Raw genomic sequence first — 17,166 nt, forward strand, 5'->3', positions numbered from 1 at the left:
GCCTAATTGGCGCACCCGACAGGATTCGAACCTGTGACCTCTGCCTTCGGAGGGCAGCGCTCTATCCAGCTGAGCTACGGGTGCCTTCAGGATCGAGATCCGGAAAACGAACCAGCCGGTAAACCGGCCAGCCACGGCTTCTTAGCGGAAGCCGGCGCGGGCTTCAACGGGCAAGTGGGCGGCGGCAAGGCTGCGAACTCGGAATAACGCATTTTCCGGATTCCACAGAGGCCCACGATCTAGAGCCCGCCTTGACCCTCGAAGGCGCGAGAAGCCAGGGCCAAAGGCCGGCAAACCTGCGGTTTTATGGGACGTATGAAGAATGGCGCCGAAGCCTGAAATGAAAAACCCGCCTGGCGGGGCGGGTCGTTGGCGCAACTCAGCACCATGAATAAATTCCTAGCATAGTTGCCGTCACCTGTCAAGTTGAACCTGACACCGATCACCAGCTCGCCCCGTCACTACCGAACGTCACTGCTCGGCATACAGCAGCCGCGTCGTCGTGTTCGATGCCGGCGACAGGTTGCGCTGGATCAGCGCCTCGACATGGTCGTTGCGCTGGCGCGCGCTGTCGGCGCCCATCACCACGAGGATCAGCCGGCGGCCGTCGGCATCGTAGGAGGTGACGATATTGAAGCCTGAGGCCCTGATGTAACCGGTTTTGATGCCGTTGACGCCGCGCACGCGGCCGAGCATGTCGTTGTGGCCGCGCACCAGCCTGCCGCGGAACATGAAGTCGCTTTCGGAAAAATAGTGGAAATGCTGCGGGAAGCGGGCGCGCAGTGCCATGCCGAGCACCGCCATGTCGCGCGCCGTCGTTAGCTGGCCGGCGTCCGGCAGGCCCGAGGCGTTGCGGAAGACGGTGCTGGGCATGCCGATCTGGCGCGCTTTGGCCGTCATCATCGCGGCGAAGGCGTCTTCGCTGCCGCCGAGATATTCGGCGACGGCGACCGCCACGTCATTGGCCGATTTGACGGTGATCGCCCGGATCGCCGAATCGACGTCGATCGTCTCGCCGCGCCTGAAGCGCAGCTTGGTCGGCGGCTGCCTGGCGGCGTTGGCCGACACCGGGATCAGCGTCGTCTTGCTGATGCGGCCCTGCTCCAGCGCCTCGAACAGCAGGTAGAGCGTCATCATCTTGGTCAGCGACGCCGGATAGCGCGGCGCCGTCGAATTGGCCTCGAACAGCGTCTTGCCGCTGCCGTCGACGACGATCGCCGCATATTTCTGCGCCGGCGCCGGCACCGCCAGCATGGTCTCCGTCGGCGTCGTCGCGCAGCCGGCGACGAGGAGCAGCAGCGCAAACGCCGCGACAAATCTTTGGGTGAGCGGGAAGTGGCGCAGTTTGGACATTCTGAAGGTAAGCTGTTGCTGAAACGAGTGGGAAACTAGCCTAACCCAATGGCGCCGTCCATTTCGTTAACACCGGTCTTCAGGGCAATTGCTTCAGGTTTGAATTCACCCGGGCGTTGGCGCTGCCCCTCATTGCCCTGCCGGGCATTTCTCCCCGTATAGTGACGGGGAGAAAACCGCCTTCGCGAACGATTTCGCCAATCTCCAGCTTTGCGGAAGGAGAGCCGACGTTGCGGCCAGCGGGCTTCTCCCCGTTCACGGGGAGAAGGTGCCGGCAGGCGGATGAGGGGCAGCGCCGCCAGCCGGCAATGATCACTCCCACAGGGTGCTCCGGCGTCTCTGACATGCAAAGCCCATCACGCAGCTTGCGCAACCGGCGTCGAGCGGGTTTGCTGGCGCCGGCTGAATCAGCAGGTGCGCCATGGATACGCTCACGATCACGGCAAAAGGCATTTCGGTAACGGTCGATCTCACCGTCGGCCATCTTGCCGACATGACGGTCGATATCGACGGGCGCCGGCTAAAACCGCTGCATCGCGCGCCGTGGATCGACGAGCCGCGCGAGACGCTGCCGCCAGACCTGCCCGCGGGCACCGTTCGCCTGTCCGGCGATTTTCTATGCGCGCCGTTTTCGCGCAGCGATGTCGAGGAAGCGCCCTTGCACGGCTGGCCGGCCAACAGCCGTTGGGATGTCGTCGCCTCCGCGGCGACTGCCGATGGCTGGCGGGCCGTTTTCAGGCTGCAGCACAAGGTCATGGGCGCGACGATCGACAAGATCCTCACCCTGCGCGACGACCATCCCTTTCTCTATCAGGAACATGTCTTTTCCGGCGGTTCCGGCGGCATTTCCGTCGCCCATCATCCGATGACGGTGATGACGGACGGCGGCAGGCTGGCCTTTTCGCCGAAGCGGTTTGCGGCAACGCCGGACGACCCGCTCGAGCCCGATCCGGCCCGCGGCCGCTTTCTTTTCGCCTATCCCGCGCGGTCCGCCGACCTGACGCTTTTTCCCGCCGCCGATGGCGGCACGCTCGACCTGACCGACTATCGCATTGACCAAAGCCGAGAGGATTTCGTCACGCTGGTCGAGGCCGACCATGGCGGGCCGGGCTGGACCGCGCTGGCGCGAAAGGCGGAAGCCGATCTCGTTGTGGTGCTGAAAAACCCGGCCGAACTGCCGGTCACCATGCTGTGGATCAGCAATGGCGGGCGCGACTACGCGCCGTGGATCGGCCGCCATCGCGGCGTGCTCGGCATCGAGGACGGCCGCACCGCGCTCGGCCATGCGGCGTCGCTGGGCGACAACTGGCTGAAACGAGAAGGGGTGGCAACCGCCTTTGCCCTTGGCGAAGGCGGCAATGTCTCGTTCCGCCACGTCATCGGCGTTTTGCCGTTATTCGACGGCGAGCCGCCGCGCGACATCACCACCGCGCAGGGGCATATGCGCCTTGCGGCTGCGGACGGTTCGACGCGGGATGTCGCTTTCGACGGCGATTTCCTGCGGATTGGCAGGTCGGTGCCTGGTTGATTGGAGTGTGCGCAGGCAATCGCTCATTGCGGGCGCTTGCGCTGCCCCTCACCTGCCTGCCGGCATCCTCTCCCCGTATAGTGACGGGGAGAGGGGCGCTGTCATCGATGGTTTCGCCAATCACCAGCGTTGCAGGAGGGGCGCCAACATCGCGGCCAGCCCTTTCTCCCCGTCACTATACGGGGAGAAATGCCCGGCAGGGCAATGAGGGGCGGCGGCGCCCTCGACAATTGGGCGATCTTCAATCCCGCGTTTGAAATTTCCGCGAACTGTCGCCAAGATGCAGCCGAAATTGTCACCCGGAATCACGCATGTCCGAAACTGCCCACCTCGCCGCCACCATCTTCAAGCGCGCCGGCAAGGCGCGGCGCTTTGTCGTTGCCATCGCCGGTCCTCCGGGCGCCGGCAAGTCGACGCTGTCGGCCCGCCTGCATGAGCTGCTGCCGGAAGGCGCGGCCGAAATCGTGCCTATGGACGGCTTCCATTACGACGATATCGTGCTCGAGCGGCGCGGCCTGCGCGCGCGAAAAGGCGCTCCGGAAACCTTTGACTTTGCCGGCTTTGAAACCTTGCTGAAGCGCATCCGCGCGGCCGAGCCCGACATCGCCATTCCGGTGTTCGACCGCAGCATGGAGCTGTCGCGCGCCGCTGCTTCGATCATCGCCGCCGACACCAAGTTCATCCTGGTCGAAGGCAATTATCTGCTGCTTGACGAGGAACCGTGGTCGCGGCTGGCGCCGCTGTTCGATTTCTCTGTTTTCGTCGATGTGCCGCGCGCCGAGCTCGAGCGCCGGCTGCTCGAGCGATGGCACGAGCATGGCCGCTCCGACGAGGACGCCCGCGCCTGGATCGCCTCCAACGACATGCCCAACATCGACCGCGTGCTTGCCCGCCGCCGCCCCGCCGATCTGGTGATCGGCGATCACGCCTGATTTGCAAGGACCAGCCGCGCCTGGAACCTTAGGACTTTCCGGCCGTTGTGTCAGATACGGCAATGATGCTGACATGAGGAAAACTGTCCGATGGCTACTCCGATGGCAACCAAGGCAAGCAAGCCTGCGTCCGGCAAGGGCAGGGCAACTCGATCCAGGGCAACTGGATCAAAGGCGACTGAATCCAAGACCGGCGCTGGCCCGGCGGTCGCCGCTCGCTCCAAGGATGCGGCAAAGCCCAGTTTTGGCAAGGCAGCACCGAAGAAAGTGGTGCCGACCGCAGCCAAGGCCACGGCAAAACCGGCCAGGTCGAGAAAATCGGCAAGCGGCGGCTCGATCGCAGGCAGCGCAATGCGCACCGTCAAGACGACGGCCAATGTCGCGGCCGGCGCGGTTGTCGCCACCGCCAAGACCGCTGCATCCCTCGCCGCTTCCGTCATGGGCAAGGGCGGCTCAAAGTCCAAAGCCAAGACAAAGTAGGCCCAGCCTCTTCTCGGCGCCAGCCGCCGATTGAGCTAACGCCGGGCAGGGATAGCAAGACCCCGTTGCACCGCCGGCCGGGCGAGGCCGCGCTCCAGCCATGCCGCGACATGGGAAAAATCGTCGAAGCCGACAAGTTCCCTTGCCTCGTAAAAACCGATCAGATTGCGCACCCAGCCCAGCATCGAGATATCGGCGATGGTGTAGTCGTCGTCCATGATCCAGCTGCGGCCCTTCAGCCTCGTCTCGAGCACACCGATCAGCCGCCGCGATTCGTCGCGATAGCGCGCCAGCGGCCGCTTGTCGGCGATCTCGCGTCCGGCGAATTTGTGGAAAAAACCGACCTGCCCGAACATCGGCCCGATCGAGGCCATCTGGAAGAACACCCACTGGATCGTTTCGTAACGCCGCGCCGGGTCGGCCGGGATCAGCCTGCCGGTCTTGTCGGTGAGGTAGAGCAGGATGGCGCCGGATTCGAACAGCCCGATCGGCTTGCCGCCCGGGCCGTCCGGATCGATCATCGCCGGGATCTTGCCGTTCGGGTTCAGCGACAGGAATTCCGGCGTCCAGCTCTCGTCCTTGCCGATGTGCACCGCATGCGCCTCGTAGGGCAGGCCGATCTCCTCCAGCGCGATCGACACTTTTACCCCATTCGGCGTCGGGAACGAATAGAGCTGGATGCGGTCGGGATGGCTGGCCGGCCAGCGCGTGGCGATCGGAAAGGCGGACAGGTCGGTCATCGAAACTCCTGGGATTTTTTTTCGCGCAAGCGCGCCGTCGTGGCGCGTGGCAAGACGCGTCTCGCCGTAGCTGGGGATCCGGTTGCGGTCAGACCGCCTTGAACGCCAGCACCGCATTGGTGCCGCCGAACGCAAAACCGTTGCTGATCGCCGCGCGCACCTTGCGCTCGCGCGCCACATTCGGCGTGATGTCGAGATCGCAGTCGGCGTCGGTTTCGCGAAAATTGGCCGTCGGCGGCACGATGCCTTCGCGGATCGCCATCACGCAGGCGATCAGCTCCAGCGCGCCCGACGCGCCGAGGCAGTGGGCGTGCATCGATTTGGTCGAGGAGATCGACAGCCTGTGCGCATGGTCGCCGAAAACGCGCTTGATCGCCGCCGTCTCGATCTGGTCGTTGGCCTTGGTGCCGGTGCCATGCGCATTGATGTAGTCGATGTCTTCCGGGTTGAGCCTGGCATCGACGAGGCAGAAGCGCATCGCCGCCTCCGGCCCTTCGACGGTCGGCGCGACGATGTCGGAGGCATCGCCGGAAAGGCCGGCGCCGGCAATTTCGGCGAGTATAGTGGCGCCGCGCGCCATGGCATGCTCAAAAGTTTCCAGCACGACCATGCCGGCGCCTTCGCCGAGCACCAGGCCCTGGCGATCGGCCGAAAACGGCCGGCAGGTGTCGGGCGCCAGCACCCGCAGCGCCTCCCAGCCTTTCAGGATGCCCCAGACCAGCGGCGCATCGGTGCCGCCGGCGAGCATGACGTCGGCGCGGCCAAGCCTGATCTGGTCGACCGCCGAGGCAATGGCGTGGTTGGACGAGGAGCAGGCCGAAGTGATGCCGAACACCGGCCCGCGCAGGCCGAGATTCATGCTGACATGGCCGGCCGCAGCGCCCGGCATCACTTTCGGCACGGTGAAGATGCCGGTGCGGTTCTTGCCTTCGAGCAGGATGGCGCGATAGCTCTCTTCGATCGCCTCCCAGCCGCAGACGCCGACGCCGACGACGGCGCCCATCCGGTAGGTGTTGGCTGCGTGCAAGCTTAGCCCGGCTTGTTGCGCGGCCTCGCGCGCGGCGATCGTCGCCAACAGGCTGAAACGGTCCATCGACACGACCTGCTTGCGGTCGATGCCGTGCTCGGGAAGCGTCCTGATTTCGCAGCCGACCCTGATTTTCAGGTCATGCAGCTCCGAATTGACGATCGGGCCGATGGCCGAACGGCCGGCGCGCATCTCGTCCCAGATCGCCGGCACATTGGTGCCGAGCCCGCATAAGCCGCCGATGCCGGTAATGACGACGCGCTTGTGCATTCAGTCAGGCTTTTTCGCGATCAGTGCGCGAACCGCCTCGACCATGTCGCCGACGTTCTTCAAATTGCTCCAGGCATCGACCGTGTTCATCTCGATCTCGATGCCATACTGTTCCTCGAGATCGAAGATGATCTCCGTCAGTTCCAGCGAATGAATGCCAAGTGAGGTCAGTTCGGTGCTGGTGGTGATTTCTTCGCCACCCGGCTCGGCATGAGCCTTGATCTTCGCGATGATGTCCGTTGCCAGCTGGTCAGCCATTCGGTTCCTTCCCCAACCCTTGTCGTTTTCCGGCGCCAACTGATCAGCGCCTGTTTTTCCCCAGGTTCAGATCGTCACCGTCGCCTTTTTCCCCGCCAGGCGCTGTGTGACCGTACCAAGACGGCTCCTCTATAGAAACCGAAACGTTGTCAAGCAACAAGCTATATCTCGACAAAGCCGGGGGTGAGGTTATCGTTGCGCCATGGATATGATCGAACCTGGCCTGACCTTTGTCCCGCCGGCCCAGCGCGTCGCCGGAACGGCGCGGCTTGCTTGTGACAAGGATGGCGGCCGCACGCGTCTTCGGCGGCTTTATCAGGATGGTTCCGCCAAGATCCGCATGCCGGCCGTCTCGGCCGATCCGCTCGAAGCCGTCCTGATCAACACCGCCGGCGGGCTGACCGGCGGCGACCGCCTCGGCTGGGAGGTCGATGTCGGCGCCGGCGCCTCCGCCACCATAACCACCCAGGCCTGCGAGAAAATCTACCGCGCCGCGTCCGATCATGCCGAGGTGCGGGTGAAGCTGACGGTCGGCGCCGGCGGCCGCATCGCCTGGCTGCCGCAGGAAACCATCGTCTTCGATCGATCGGCCTTTGCCCGCAGGCTCGACCTGGAGCTTGCCGCCGGTGCCGAGGCGCTGGTGCTCGAGGCGACCGTCTTCGGCCGCCTCGCCATGGGCGAACGCGCGGCGCACGGCAGCTTCCACGACCGCTGGCGCGTCAGTCAGGAAGGAGCGCTCGTTCATGCCGAGGATTTCCGCATCGGGCCCGGCATTGCGGCCATTCTGGGCCGTTCCGCCGTGGCCGGCGGCGCCATCGCCATGGCGACGGTACTGATGATCTCGCCGCGGGTCGAGACTTTGCTCGATCCGGCCCGGGAGGTTATCGGCGGCCAGGGCGACGCCAGCGTCTGGAGCGTGAAGAAATCTGGCAAGCTTCTTGCGAGGCTGTTTGCCGACGACGGCTACCAGCTCCGCAAGCGGCTGGTTCCGCTTGTCGAATTGCTCAACGGACGGGCGGGTCTGCCCAAATTATGGTCACTCTGATTCCGATTATGTCATTCCTGGGATACGCATGAACCTGACGCCAAGGGAAAAGGACAAGCTGCTCATCGCCATGGCGGCGATTGTGGCGCGCAAGCGGCTCGAACGCGGCGTCAAACTCAATCACCCGGAGGCGATCGCCCTGATCACCGACTTCGTCGTCGAGGGCGCCCGCGACGGCCGCCAGGTCGCCGAGCTGATGGAGGCCGGCGCCCATGTCGTCACCCGCGCGCAGGTGATGGACGGCATCGCCGAGATGATCCACGACGTCCAGGTCGAGGCGACGTTCCCCGACGGCACCAAGCTGGTGACCGTGCATGAACCGATAAGGTGAGGGCCGATAAGGTGAGGAGAAAAAAATGCTTGAGCTACGCCCCAACTGCGAATGCTGCGACAAGGACCTGCCGCCAGAGACGACGGATGCGCTGATCTGCACCTTCGAGTGCACCTTCTGCGCCGATTGCGCGGCAAATGTGCTGGGCGGCGTCTGCCCGAATTGCGGCGGCAATTTTTCAGCGCGCCCGATCCGTCCGGCAGCGATGCTGAACAAATATCCCGCCTCGACAAAGCGCGTCCTCAAGGCCGAAGGCTGCGGCCCGGCCCGCAACGCCGCGTGACGGCACGATCCTGACAGCGAAAGGCATATCGATGGTCCCGATCAAACGCACCTCCCTCTCGGCGTTCCTGCTGCTCGCCGCCGGCCTCGTCTTCGGCGTCTTGTGAGGCTGGCGATGATCCCGGGCGAAATCATCACGGCAGGCGGCGAGATCGAACTCAACAAGGGCCAGCCGACAATCACCATGAAAGTGGCCAACAGCGGCGACCGGCCGATCCAGGTCGGCAGCCACTATCATTTCTTCGAGACCAATGAGGGGCTGAAATTCGATCGCGACAAGGCGCGCGGCATGCGCCTCGACATTGCCGCCGGCACGGCGATGCGCTTCGAGCCCGGCCAGGAGCGCGACGTCACCTTGGTGCCGCTCGGCGGCAAGCGCGAGGTCTACGGGTTCCAGCAGAAGATCATGGGCGCGCTGTGAGATCAGAAGCGTCGAGCAGTTTCGGCTCAGCCGGGCGGCTTGGCCGCCGCGTAGATGACGACCTTGCCAGGATCGTCGAATTCCACGGCGAGAACGTCTTCGGTCTGCACGCGTCGAGAGTCGATGGCGTTGAACAGCAATGCGTTCGCCTCGATCTCGTCGCGCAGTTCCGCAATGTCCTCCTGATGCTGCTCGACCTTGCTTTCGATCGCCGGCGGCAGCCCGCCTTCGGTGCGCGCGGCGTCGGTAAGGAACACGATGTCCACCTTGTCGAGCTTGGATGTCTTGCGCACCGCGCCGATGTTTTCACGCGTCCGCTCGATCGCGGCAGTGACTTTACCGGCCTCGACAGCCGTGTTGGTCTCTTCCTGGCCGACCTCCGAGCCGATGATCTTGTTCACGGTCTCAGGGCCTTCAAGGCCCTGCGCATTCAACCCGGCCTGGGGGGCGCTCGCCGCAAGAAACGCAGTTGCGGCCATCAAATGCAGCCATCTCAAGTCGGGGAAGGTGGTGATCGCCATCGCTCGCTCTCAAAGCCTCTTTCGAGACTCGGTTCTAGGCCAAAAAGTCGAAACGTATTCCGCCCTGCGAAGGTTCCCTCCCCGATGCGGCAGGCCGGCCTCGTGCCGGCCCGCCACAGCGCGTCGTCAGCTCGCCTTCTTGGTGATCAAGGTCAGCGAGCCGTTGGCGTCCATGCTGGCGGCGATCACTTGCGCCGAGGTGAGTCCCTTGGCTTCGAGCGCGGATTTGACCTGTGGCGTCGCGTCGATCGAGCTGCGCAATTTCTGCAGGCCGTCCTCGCCGCGCTTGGCGATCACTTCGTTGACCTTGGTCTGCGTTTCCTTGGGCAGTTCCTCGATGTCGACGACGTTGACGGTCTGAATCGCCGGCGCTTGCGGCTGAGCCGGCTGGGCGCCAGGCGCCGCGGGAGCGGGCGAAGCCGGCGGCTCACCGGGTTGCGGCGCAGGCTGTTGCTGGGCGCTGGCAGCGGTCGCGAGCAGGAGGGTGGCGGCGGCTGCGAGAGATATCGTTTTGCGCATAAAACTTCCTTTCCATCGATTGGCAAACGGTCGTTTTGGGGTGACCCTGCCACCTCAAACGCTAAATGGGATCGGAAGGTGTCGCCCAGCAGGTCATTGCGTGACCATAGGATGGCGACAATGTGGGGCCGGGCTTCGACCGGCTGTATTTTGGGTGACATTTCGGGAGCAATTGCTGATGGCTAGAATCACCCGCGCCGCCTATGCGCAGATGTACGGCCCGACCGTCGGCGACAAGGTGCGGCTTGCCGATACCGAGCTGTTCATCGAGGTCGAGAAGGATTTTACACTGCATGGCGAAGAGGTGAAATTCGGCGGCGGCAAGGTCATCCGCGACGGCATGGGCCAGAGCCAGGTGTCCCGTGCGCAAGGCGCGGTCGACACCGTCATCACCAATGCGCTGGTCGTCGATGCTTCAGGCGGCATCTTCAAGGCCGATATCGGCCTCAGCGATGGCCGCATTGCCGCGATCGGCAAGGCCGGCAATCCGGACATGCAAAACGGCGTCACCATCATCATCGGTCCCGGCACCGAGATCATCGCCGGCGAGGGCAAGATCCTGACAGCCGGCGGCTTCGACGCGCATATCCACTTCATCTGCCCGCAGCAGATCGAGGAGGCGCTGATGTCAGGCATCACCACCATGCTCGGTGGCGGCACCGGACCGGCGCATGGCACGCTGGCAACGACCTGCACGCCGGGGCCATGGCATCTGGCGCGCATGATCCAGTCCTTCGACGCCTTCCCGATGAACATCGGCCTGTCGGGCAAGGGCAACGCGTCCTTGCCGGCCGCGCTTGAAGAGATGGTGCTGGGCGGTGCCTGCTCGCTTAAGTTGCACGAGGACTGGGGCACGACGCCAGCGGCAATCGACTGCTGCCTGTCGGTCGCCGACAACTATGACGTGCAGGTGATGATCCACACCGACACGCTGAACGAATCCGGCTTTGTCGAAAACACGGTGGCGGCGATCAAGGGCCGCACCATCCACGCCTTCCACACCGAAGGCGCCGGCGGCGGCCATGCGCCCGACATCATCAAGGTTTGCGGCCTGCCCAACGTCATCCCGTCGTCGACCAATCCGACCCGGCCCTACACCGTCAACACGCTGGCCGAGCATCTCGACATGCTGATGGTCTGCCATCATCTGTCGCCGTCGATCCCCGAAGACATCGCCTTTGCCGAAAGCCGCATCCGCAAGGAAACCATCGCCGCCGAAGACATTTTGCACGACATCGGCGCCTTCTCGATCATCTCGTCCGACAGTCAGGCGATGGGCCGCGTCGGCGAAGTGGCGATCCGCACCTGGCAGACCGCCGACAAGATGAAGCGCCAGCGCGGCTCGCTGCCGCAGGAAACCGGCGACAACGACAATTTCCGCGTCCGCCGCTACATCGCCAAATACACGATCAACCCGGCCATCGCGCATGGCCTGTCGAACGAGATCGGCTCGGTGGCGGTCGGCAAGCGCGCCGATCTGGTGCTTTGGAACCCGGCCTTCTTCGGCGTCAAGCCCGACATGGTGCTGATCGGCGGCATGATCGCCGCCGCCCCGATGGGCGATCCCAACGCCTCGATCCCGACGCCGCAGCCGATGCACTACCGGCCGATGTTCGGCGCCTATGGCAAGGCGATGACCAACTCGTCGGTGACCTTTGTCTCGAAAGCCGCGCTCGATGCCGGCCTGCGCGGCCGGCTCGGCGTCGACAAGCAGATGGTCGCCGTCGACAACACCCGCGGCGGCATCGGCAAGCATTCGATGGTGCTCAACGACGCCACCCCGCATGTCGAGGTCGATCCCGAAACCTACGAAGTCCGCGCCGACGGCGAATTGCTCACCTGCGAGCCGGCCACCGTGCTGCCGATGGCGCAGCGGTACTTTTTGTTCTGATGCCGGGTTCTGATCTGACTCGCCCAGTGATTGGCTTGGCATCGAAAACGGCGCATTATGCAGTCATGAACAAGATCCAAATCCAGCGTCGGCATAAGTCTACACCCTACGAAACCGACTATGCTCAATGGTGCGCCGAACAGGGCGCGCTTTTGCGCGAAGGTCGTCTATCCGACCTCGATCGTGAGAACCTTGCCGAGGAGATCGAAAGTTTGGGGCGGAGTGACAAACGAGAGATCGAGACCAGATTGAGTACTCTGCTTCTGCACCTGCTAAAATGGCAGTTTCAGGCAGAGAGGCGCAAAACAGGCTGGTTGCTGACGATCCGCGAACAGCGACATCAGATTAAGAAGTTGATCAACGAAAGCCCGAGCCTGAAGGCTTATCCACGCAAGCAACTCGCTAGCGAGTTCGAATTTGCGAGATTGAAAGCGGCTGACGAGACGGGGTTGCCTGAAAAGGATTTTCCTGCCGATTGTCCCTATCAGATTGCAGACGTGCTGGATCACGATTTTTTCCCCGGCGCTCCATGGACGTCGGACCAGCTTGTTCGCGAATGAACTATCACTCCAGCGTTGAATAGCCTTCCTTACCGCTTATGGAGCAACAACCAGTCTCCGCCCACGACATCTTCCCGCACATCCGCATCGTTCTGGGCATGGTGATCGGGCTTGGCGTCACCCGGCTGCTGTCGGGGCTGGCCCGCATCGTCCAGCATCCGGGCCAATTCCGGCTCTATTCGGTGCATCTGGCCCGGGTTGTGTCGGTGCTCCTGATGCTGGTGCATTTCTGGTGGTGGGAGTTCGGCCTGTTCCAGATCGAGACCTGGACCTTCGGAAAATACCTGTTCATCATCTTCTACGCCGTTACGCTGTTCCTGCTCTGCGCGCTGCTGTTTCCGGACTCGATGCTGGACTACACCAGCTACGAAGATTTTTTCTATTCGCGCCGTGCCTGGTTCTTCGGCCTGCTGGCGGCGACCTATCTGCTCGACGTGATCGATACGCTGCTGAAGGGGCCGGAGCATTTCGCCCGCTTCGGCGTCGAATATTTGTTTCGCACGCCGGTGTTCGTCACGCTTTGCGTCATTGCGATACTGGTCAGCGATCGTCGCTTTCACATCGCCTTTGTCGCCGCCGCCCTCGTCTGCCAGATATCGTTCATCCTGCGGCTCTTCGACACGATCGTTTGAGCACCATTGGGGCGACGCACGCGATAGGTTACGCTTGTTGGGAGAGGCAGTTTTACATGAAGCTCGACATCCGCACCGATTTCACCAAATTCCCACGTGCCGTCTCGGTCCTCAGCGCCGGCGAGGCAGGAGCGGTCGCGCCGTATGATCGTGCGGTGCTTGCCCATGACGAGCGGCATCTGCGCCGCCGCGCCATCGAAACGGCCCGTAGCGATAGAGTGCTGGTCGACCTGCCCGAACCGGTGGCCCTGAACGATGGCGACCGGCTGGTGCTGGAGGATGGCCGTCATATCGAGATCGTCGCGGCCGAAGAACCGCTCTACGATATCCGTGCCGAGAGCGCCGTGCACCTGGCCGAGCTTGCCTGGCATATCGGCAATCGCCACCTGGCTGCCGCCATCGAGGCGGAACGCATCCTCATCCTGCGCGATCATGTCATCAAGACGATGCTGGAAGGGCTGGGCGCGACGGTGAGCGACGTTTCCGAACCGTTCGCACCGGTGCGCGGCGCCTATTCCGGGCACAGTCACGCCCATGGCGAATCGCATGCACACAGCCACGCCGAAGCGCATTCCCATGCTCATAGCGAGGCGCACTCGCACAGTCATTCGCACGACCATGACTGACCAGCCTTCCAACGTCGCTTTATTGCGGCTGATGGCGTGGCTGTCGCCTGCCTTCCCGGTCGGCGGTTTTTCCTACAGCCATGGTCTCGAACAAGCCGTGCATGCCGGGCTGGTCGCCGACAGCAAAGACCTCGCCGCATGGCTGGAGACGCTGGTCGAGATGGGCTCGGGCTGGAACGATGCCGTGCTGTTTGCCGAAAGCTGGCGGCGCGCCCGCCAAGCCGGCGATCTCGCCGAAATCGCCGCCCTCGCCGAGGCCTTGGCCGGCTCGAGCGAGCGCCACACCGAGACCATGCTGCAGGGCGCCGCCTTCCTGAAGGCGGCGTCGGCCTGGCCGTGTCAGGTGCTCGACCGTCTGCCGGCCGAGTGCCCCTATTGCGTCGCAGTCGGCGCAACTGCCGGTAGAAACGCCATCGCCCTGCAGGATGCGCTCTCCGCCTTCCTGCAGGCCTTTCTCTCCAATCTCGTCCAGGCCGCGATCCGGCTCGGCGTCGTCGGCCAGACCGGCGCCACCGCGCTGCTCGCCGGCTTCGAACCGCTGGCGCTCAGCGTCGCCGCCCGTGCTGCCGGCTCGACGCTGGATGATCTCGGCGGTTGCGCGTTCATCTCGGATGTCATGGCGATGAAGCACGAAACCCAGTACTCGCGATTGTTCCGCTCATGATCGTCCTCGCTTTCGCCCTCTCGCTCGTTCTGCTGCTGATCACGACGCTGCATGTCTATTGGGGTATTGGCGGGATCTGGCCAGGCAGGGACGCTGCCTCCTGCGCCCGCGCGGTGGTCGGCTTTCGCGGCGTCGACGAGATGCCGGCGCCCTTCGCCAGCTTCGCCGTTGCCGCATGCCTCGGCCTGGCGACACTGTGGCCGATGGCGCTCGAAGGCGTGTTTGCCACGCCCTTTCCCAAGGCCGGGCTTGCCGCGACAGCGCTGCTCATCGCACTGGTCTTCCTGGGGCGCGGCATTGCCGGCTTCACGCCCTGGTGGCGCCGGCTGGCGCCCGAACAGCCTTTCGCGCGGCTCGATGTCAGCTATTATTCGCCGCTCTGCCTGGTTGTAGGGCTCGGCTTTGCAGTGCTAGCCATCATGGAGTTCCCTGGATGACACAAGCCAATGGTCCCCTTCGCGTCGGCATCGGCGGCCCCGTCGGCTCCGGCAAGACGACGCTCACCGAAAAGCTCTGCAAGGCGCTGCGCGACGAGTTCTCGATCGCCGTGGTCACCAACGACATCTACACCAAGGAAGACGCCATGATGCTGGCCCGGCTGCAGGCGCTGCCCGAGGACCGCATCATCGGCGTCGAGACCGGCGGCTGCCCGCACACCGCCATCCGCGAGGACGCCTCGATCAATCTGCAGGCGATCGCCGAGATGACCAGAAAATTCCCGGATCTCGACATCGTCTTCATCGAATCGGGCGGCGACAACCTTGCCGCCACGTTTTCCCCGGACCTCGCCGATCTGACGCTGTACGTCATCTCGGTCTGTCAAGGCGAAGAAATCCCGCGCAAGGGTGGGCCGGCGATCACCCGATCCGATTTCCTGGTCATCAACAAGAGCGATCTCGCCCCCTATGTGAACGTCAATCTCGATGTCATGGAGAGAGATGCCGCCCGCATGCGCGGCAAGCGGCCGTTCGGATTTACCGATCTGTCGCGCGGCAAGGGCCTGCAGGAGGTGATCGATTTCATCGTCGAGCATGGTGGGCTGCGCATCGACGCCGCCAGAAGCACGGCGGCGTAAGGCAAAGCGCTTCGCCTGCACCAAACGAAACCGGTTGCGCGCATCTGCGGCGCGCGGCATCCTTGCTTCTTTCACGGAGGTTTTCGATGAGCATCGCCCGCCTGCAGAAGGAAATGCTGACCAACCTGCCCTTTTACGAGGAACGCGTCGATCTGGCTTGCGCCTTCCGCTGGACGGCGCGGCTCAACATGCATGAAGCGGTGGCCAATCATTTCTCGCTGGCCGTCAACGATGACGGCTCGCAATTCCTGATGAATCCCAACCAGGTGCATTTCTCACGCATCAAGGCGAGCGACCTGCTGCTGATCGACGCCAACGATCCCGGTACGCTCTCCGGCCCAAATGCGCCCGACCCGACGGCATGGGGGCTGCATGGCGCCATCCATCGCAATGTGCGTCATGCGCGCTGCGTCATGCATGTGCACTCGACCCACGCCACGGTGCTCGCTTCGCTCGCCGACTCGACGCTGCCGCCGATCGACCAGAACTCGGCGATCTTCTTCAACCGCCACGTCGTTGACGGCCATTATGGTGGGCTCGCCTTCGAGGAAGAGGGCGAACGCTGCTCGCAGCTGCTTACCGATCCGAAGGTCAAGGTGATGGTCATGGGCAACCATGGCGTGCTGGTCATCGGCGATACCGTCGCCGACACCTTCAACCGCATGTTCTATTTCGAACGCGCCGCCGAGACCTACATCAAGGCGCTGTGGACCGGCCGTCCGCTACGGGTCCTGTCGGATGAAATCGCCGAGAAGGCAGCAGCGGAGCAGGAAGATTATCCCGGCCAGGCCGAACGGCACCTGTCCGAATTGAAGGCGATCCTCGACGAGCAGGAGCCGGTCTACCGGAACTGAGAGCCCCCTTCTTCCCATAAAGTGACCAGCGCAATCGCATTTGGATTCTTGCGAAGGTGGACCCCCACCCTAACCCTCCCCACAAGGGGGAGGGAACGCTGCCGCGCGCCCTTACATCCCCTTTGGCGCCGAAAGACAGGCAATTTGCCGAGGTCAGCGCCAACCGAAAGTCTCCCTCCCCCTTGTGGGGAGGGGTTAGGGGTGGGGGTCCATCGTAGAGCAAAAGCTCGGCCTTCCACCTGCGATAGCCCTGCCATAGTGACGGGGAGAAGGGCGCTCTGATCGCCGGTTTCGTCAATCTTAAAGCCCGAGTTCAGCCCGCAATTCGTCGGCGCTGCTGATGACGATCGCGCCGGGCGGCCCTGCCATGGGCGCCTCCGGCCAGAAGATCGTCTTCATCCCCGCCGCCAGCCCCGCCGTGGCGCCGGTCACGCTGTCCTCGACGGCCACTGCATCGGCTGGATCGACACCGGCCAGCCATGCGGCGCGCAGAAACGGTTCGGCGTGCGGCTTGCCTTCGCGCACGTCGTTGCGGCTGACCGTCTTCATGCCGGGATAGAAAAGACCGACCATGCGCAGATTGGCGTCGACGACCAGCCGGTCGGAATTGGACACCACCGCTTGCGCCACGCCAAGCGCGCGCAGTTCGTTGTAGATCTCGATGGCGCCGGGGCGCGGCTTCAGCGTCTCGGCCATCGGCAGATAGTGGTCGTATTTGCGCACGATCCAGTCGTCGAAGGCCAGGTCGAGGCCGAACTCGTCGCGCAGCATCTCGTAGACCGGCCATGCGGCAATGCCGAGCACGCGCTCATGCAGGTTGGATGGCGCCGCGATGCCGACGCTGTGCAGCGCCGCTATCAGCGCCGCTTCGTGCAATGGTTCGCTGTCGACCAGCGTGCCGTCCATGTCCCAGAAAACCGCTTTCGGCGTCATGCAAGGCTCCTTTGTCCGAATCCCTTAAAGGGTTTGCCTCGGGAGATAAACCGCCGCGCCTGGCTGCACCGAACATTGCGGGACTTCAAAAAATTGCCTGGCTATAATCATCCACGCGAAACACTGCAGGCACCTCGGGAGCTTTACCCAAGCAATTGCTCTGGCATCAGGCAATTGCTTACAAACGCATTCCCCGGTAAAACTAAGGCGCTCCCGCTAAGTGC

General features: G+C 63.6%; 22 protein-coding genes and 1 tRNA gene. 15 read left to right on the forward strand and 8 right to left on the reverse strand.

Going from position 1 to position 17,166, the window contains the following annotated elements; genetic code table 11:
- Window positions 1-7 precede the first annotated feature (7 nt).
- Together BQ8794_RS06005 and BQ8794_RS06010 are read right to left on the reverse strand one after the other, a co-directional pair.
- Window positions 8-84: transfer RNA gene (locus tag BQ8794_RS06005), tRNA-Arg, on the reverse strand.
- A gap of 387 nt (window positions 85-471) precedes the next feature.
- Window positions 472-1,353: a D-alanyl-D-alanine carboxypeptidase family protein gene (locus BQ8794_RS06010; RefSeq protein WP_077374454.1), complete on the reverse strand. Its 882-nt coding sequence runs from the start codon at window positions 1,351-1,353 to the stop codon at window positions 472-474.
- Window positions 1,354-1,774: 421 nt separating this feature from the next.
- Between BQ8794_RS06010 and BQ8794_RS06020 the strand changes: the two genes are divergently transcribed.
- The 3 genes from BQ8794_RS06020 (at window position 1,775) to BQ8794_RS06035 (ending at window position 4,293) form a co-directional block, all read left to right on the forward strand.
- Entirely contained in the window at window positions 1,775-2,881 is a 1,107-nt protein-coding gene (locus tag BQ8794_RS06020) for a hypothetical protein (RefSeq protein WP_077374455.1), read from the forward strand.
- Window positions 2,882-3,192: 311 nt separating this feature from the next.
- The gene (locus tag BQ8794_RS06030) at window positions 3,193-3,813 is read left to right on the forward strand and encodes a nucleoside/nucleotide kinase family protein (RefSeq protein ID WP_077374456.1); all 621 of its coding nucleotides are present in this window, start codon (window positions 3,193-3,195) and stop codon (window positions 3,811-3,813) included.
- A gap of 90 nt (window positions 3,814-3,903) precedes the next feature.
- Complete coding sequence (locus BQ8794_RS06035; protein WP_342187601.1) at window positions 3,904-4,293, forward strand: hypothetical protein; 390 nt, start codon at window positions 3,904-3,906, stop codon at window positions 4,291-4,293.
- 35 nt (window positions 4,294-4,328) lie between these two features.
- Here the strand turns inward: BQ8794_RS06035 and BQ8794_RS06040 are convergent, their stop codons facing one another.
- The 3 genes from BQ8794_RS06040 to BQ8794_RS06050 all read right to left on the reverse strand — a co-directional run bounded on the left by BQ8794_RS06040 (window position 4,329) and on the right by BQ8794_RS06050 (window position 6,588).
- Window positions 4,329-5,033, reverse strand: coding sequence for a glutathione S-transferase family protein (locus tag BQ8794_RS06040; protein WP_077374458.1), 705 nt, complete (start codon window positions 5,031-5,033; stop codon window positions 4,329-4,331).
- Between the two features lie 88 nt (window positions 5,034-5,121).
- Window positions 5,122-6,330 carry a beta-ketoacyl-[acyl-carrier-protein] synthase family protein gene (locus BQ8794_RS06045; protein ID WP_077374459.1) on the reverse strand — a complete coding sequence of 403 codons (1,209 nt, stop codon included), beginning with the start codon at window positions 6,328-6,330 and terminating at the stop codon, window positions 5,122-5,124.
- A complete protein-coding gene (locus BQ8794_RS06050) occupies window positions 6,331-6,588 on the reverse strand; it encodes an acyl carrier protein (RefSeq protein ID WP_077374460.1) in 258 nt (85 codons plus the stop codon).
- A gap of 202 nt (window positions 6,589-6,790) precedes the next feature.
- Between BQ8794_RS06050 and BQ8794_RS06055 the strand changes: the two genes are divergently transcribed.
- From BQ8794_RS06055 to BQ8794_RS06070, 4 genes are all read left to right on the forward strand, one after another.
- Window positions 6,791-7,633: an urease accessory protein UreD gene (locus tag BQ8794_RS06055; protein WP_077374461.1), complete on the forward strand. Its 843-nt coding sequence runs from the start codon at window positions 6,791-6,793 to the stop codon at window positions 7,631-7,633.
- Between the two features lie 28 nt (window positions 7,634-7,661).
- A complete protein-coding gene (locus BQ8794_RS06060; protein ID WP_077374462.1) occupies window positions 7,662-7,964 on the forward strand; it encodes an urease subunit gamma in 303 nt (100 codons plus the stop codon).
- Window positions 7,965-7,989: 25 nt separating this feature from the next.
- Window positions 7,990-8,247, forward strand: coding sequence for a DUF1272 domain-containing protein (locus tag BQ8794_RS06065; protein WP_077374463.1), 258 nt, complete (start codon window positions 7,990-7,992; stop codon window positions 8,245-8,247).
- A 114-nt stretch (window positions 8,248-8,361) separates the two neighbouring features.
- Window positions 8,362-8,667 carry an urease subunit beta gene (locus BQ8794_RS06070; protein ID WP_077374464.1) on the forward strand — a complete coding sequence of 102 codons (306 nt, stop codon included), beginning with the start codon at window positions 8,362-8,364 and terminating at the stop codon, window positions 8,665-8,667.
- Window positions 8,668-8,693: 26 nt separating this feature from the next.
- Here the strand turns inward: BQ8794_RS06070 and BQ8794_RS06075 are convergent, their stop codons facing one another.
- The gene (locus BQ8794_RS06075) at window positions 8,694-9,188 is read right to left on the reverse strand and encodes a hypothetical protein (RefSeq protein WP_077374465.1); all 495 of its coding nucleotides are present in this window, start codon (window positions 9,186-9,188) and stop codon (window positions 8,694-8,696) included.
- 126 nt (window positions 9,189-9,314) lie between these two features.
- Window positions 9,315-9,707, reverse strand: coding sequence for a hypothetical protein (locus tag BQ8794_RS06080; protein ID WP_077374466.1), 393 nt, complete (start codon window positions 9,705-9,707; stop codon window positions 9,315-9,317).
- Window positions 9,708-9,885: 178 nt separating this feature from the next.
- Between BQ8794_RS06080 and ureC the strand changes: the two genes are divergently transcribed.
- The 8 genes from ureC (at window position 9,886) to BQ8794_RS06120 (ending at window position 16,009) form a co-directional block, all read left to right on the forward strand.
- A complete protein-coding gene (ureC, locus tag BQ8794_RS06085; RefSeq protein WP_077374467.1) occupies window positions 9,886-11,598 on the forward strand; it encodes an urease subunit alpha in 1,713 nt (570 codons plus the stop codon).
- A 65-nt stretch (window positions 11,599-11,663) separates the two neighbouring features.
- Window positions 11,664-12,158: a DUF29 domain-containing protein gene (locus BQ8794_RS06090; RefSeq protein ID WP_077374468.1), complete on the forward strand. Its 495-nt coding sequence runs from the start codon at window positions 11,664-11,666 to the stop codon at window positions 12,156-12,158.
- 38 nt (window positions 12,159-12,196) lie between these two features.
- A complete protein-coding gene (locus BQ8794_RS06095) occupies window positions 12,197-12,790 on the forward strand; it encodes a hypothetical protein (RefSeq protein WP_077374469.1) in 594 nt (197 codons plus the stop codon).
- A gap of 56 nt (window positions 12,791-12,846) precedes the next feature.
- Window positions 12,847-13,416, forward strand: a complete 570-nt coding sequence (ureE, locus tag BQ8794_RS06100) for an urease accessory protein UreE (RefSeq protein WP_077374470.1) — start codon at window positions 12,847-12,849, stop codon at window positions 13,414-13,416.
- Window positions 13,409-14,080 carry an urease accessory protein UreF gene (locus BQ8794_RS06105; RefSeq protein ID WP_077374471.1) on the forward strand — a complete coding sequence of 224 codons (672 nt, stop codon included), beginning with the start codon at window positions 13,409-13,411 and terminating at the stop codon, window positions 14,078-14,080. Before ureE ends, BQ8794_RS06105 begins: the two co-directional genes overlap by 8 nt.
- The gene (locus tag BQ8794_RS06110; protein ID WP_077374472.1) at window positions 14,077-14,517 is read left to right on the forward strand and encodes a DUF3995 domain-containing protein; all 441 of its coding nucleotides are present in this window, start codon (window positions 14,077-14,079) and stop codon (window positions 14,515-14,517) included. Before BQ8794_RS06105 ends, BQ8794_RS06110 begins: the two co-directional genes overlap by 4 nt.
- Window positions 14,514-15,155, forward strand: coding sequence for an urease accessory protein UreG (gene ureG / locus BQ8794_RS06115; protein ID WP_077374473.1), 642 nt, complete (start codon window positions 14,514-14,516; stop codon window positions 15,153-15,155). Before BQ8794_RS06110 ends, ureG begins: the two co-directional genes overlap by 4 nt.
- Before the next feature lie 86 nt (window positions 15,156-15,241).
- Window positions 15,242-16,009: a class II aldolase and adducin N-terminal domain-containing protein gene (locus BQ8794_RS06120; protein ID WP_077374474.1), complete on the forward strand. Its 768-nt coding sequence runs from the start codon at window positions 15,242-15,244 to the stop codon at window positions 16,007-16,009.
- Between the two features lie 300 nt (window positions 16,010-16,309).
- Here the strand turns inward: BQ8794_RS06120 and BQ8794_RS06125 are convergent, their stop codons facing one another.
- The gene (locus BQ8794_RS06125; RefSeq protein WP_077374475.1) at window positions 16,310-16,942 is read right to left on the reverse strand and encodes an HAD family hydrolase; all 633 of its coding nucleotides are present in this window, start codon (window positions 16,940-16,942) and stop codon (window positions 16,310-16,312) included.
- Window positions 16,943-17,166 lie beyond the last annotated feature (224 nt).

Source organism: Mesorhizobium prunaredense, assembly GCF_900156895.1.
Lineage (GTDB): Bacteria > Pseudomonadota > Alphaproteobacteria > Rhizobiales > Rhizobiaceae > Mesorhizobium > Mesorhizobium prunaredense.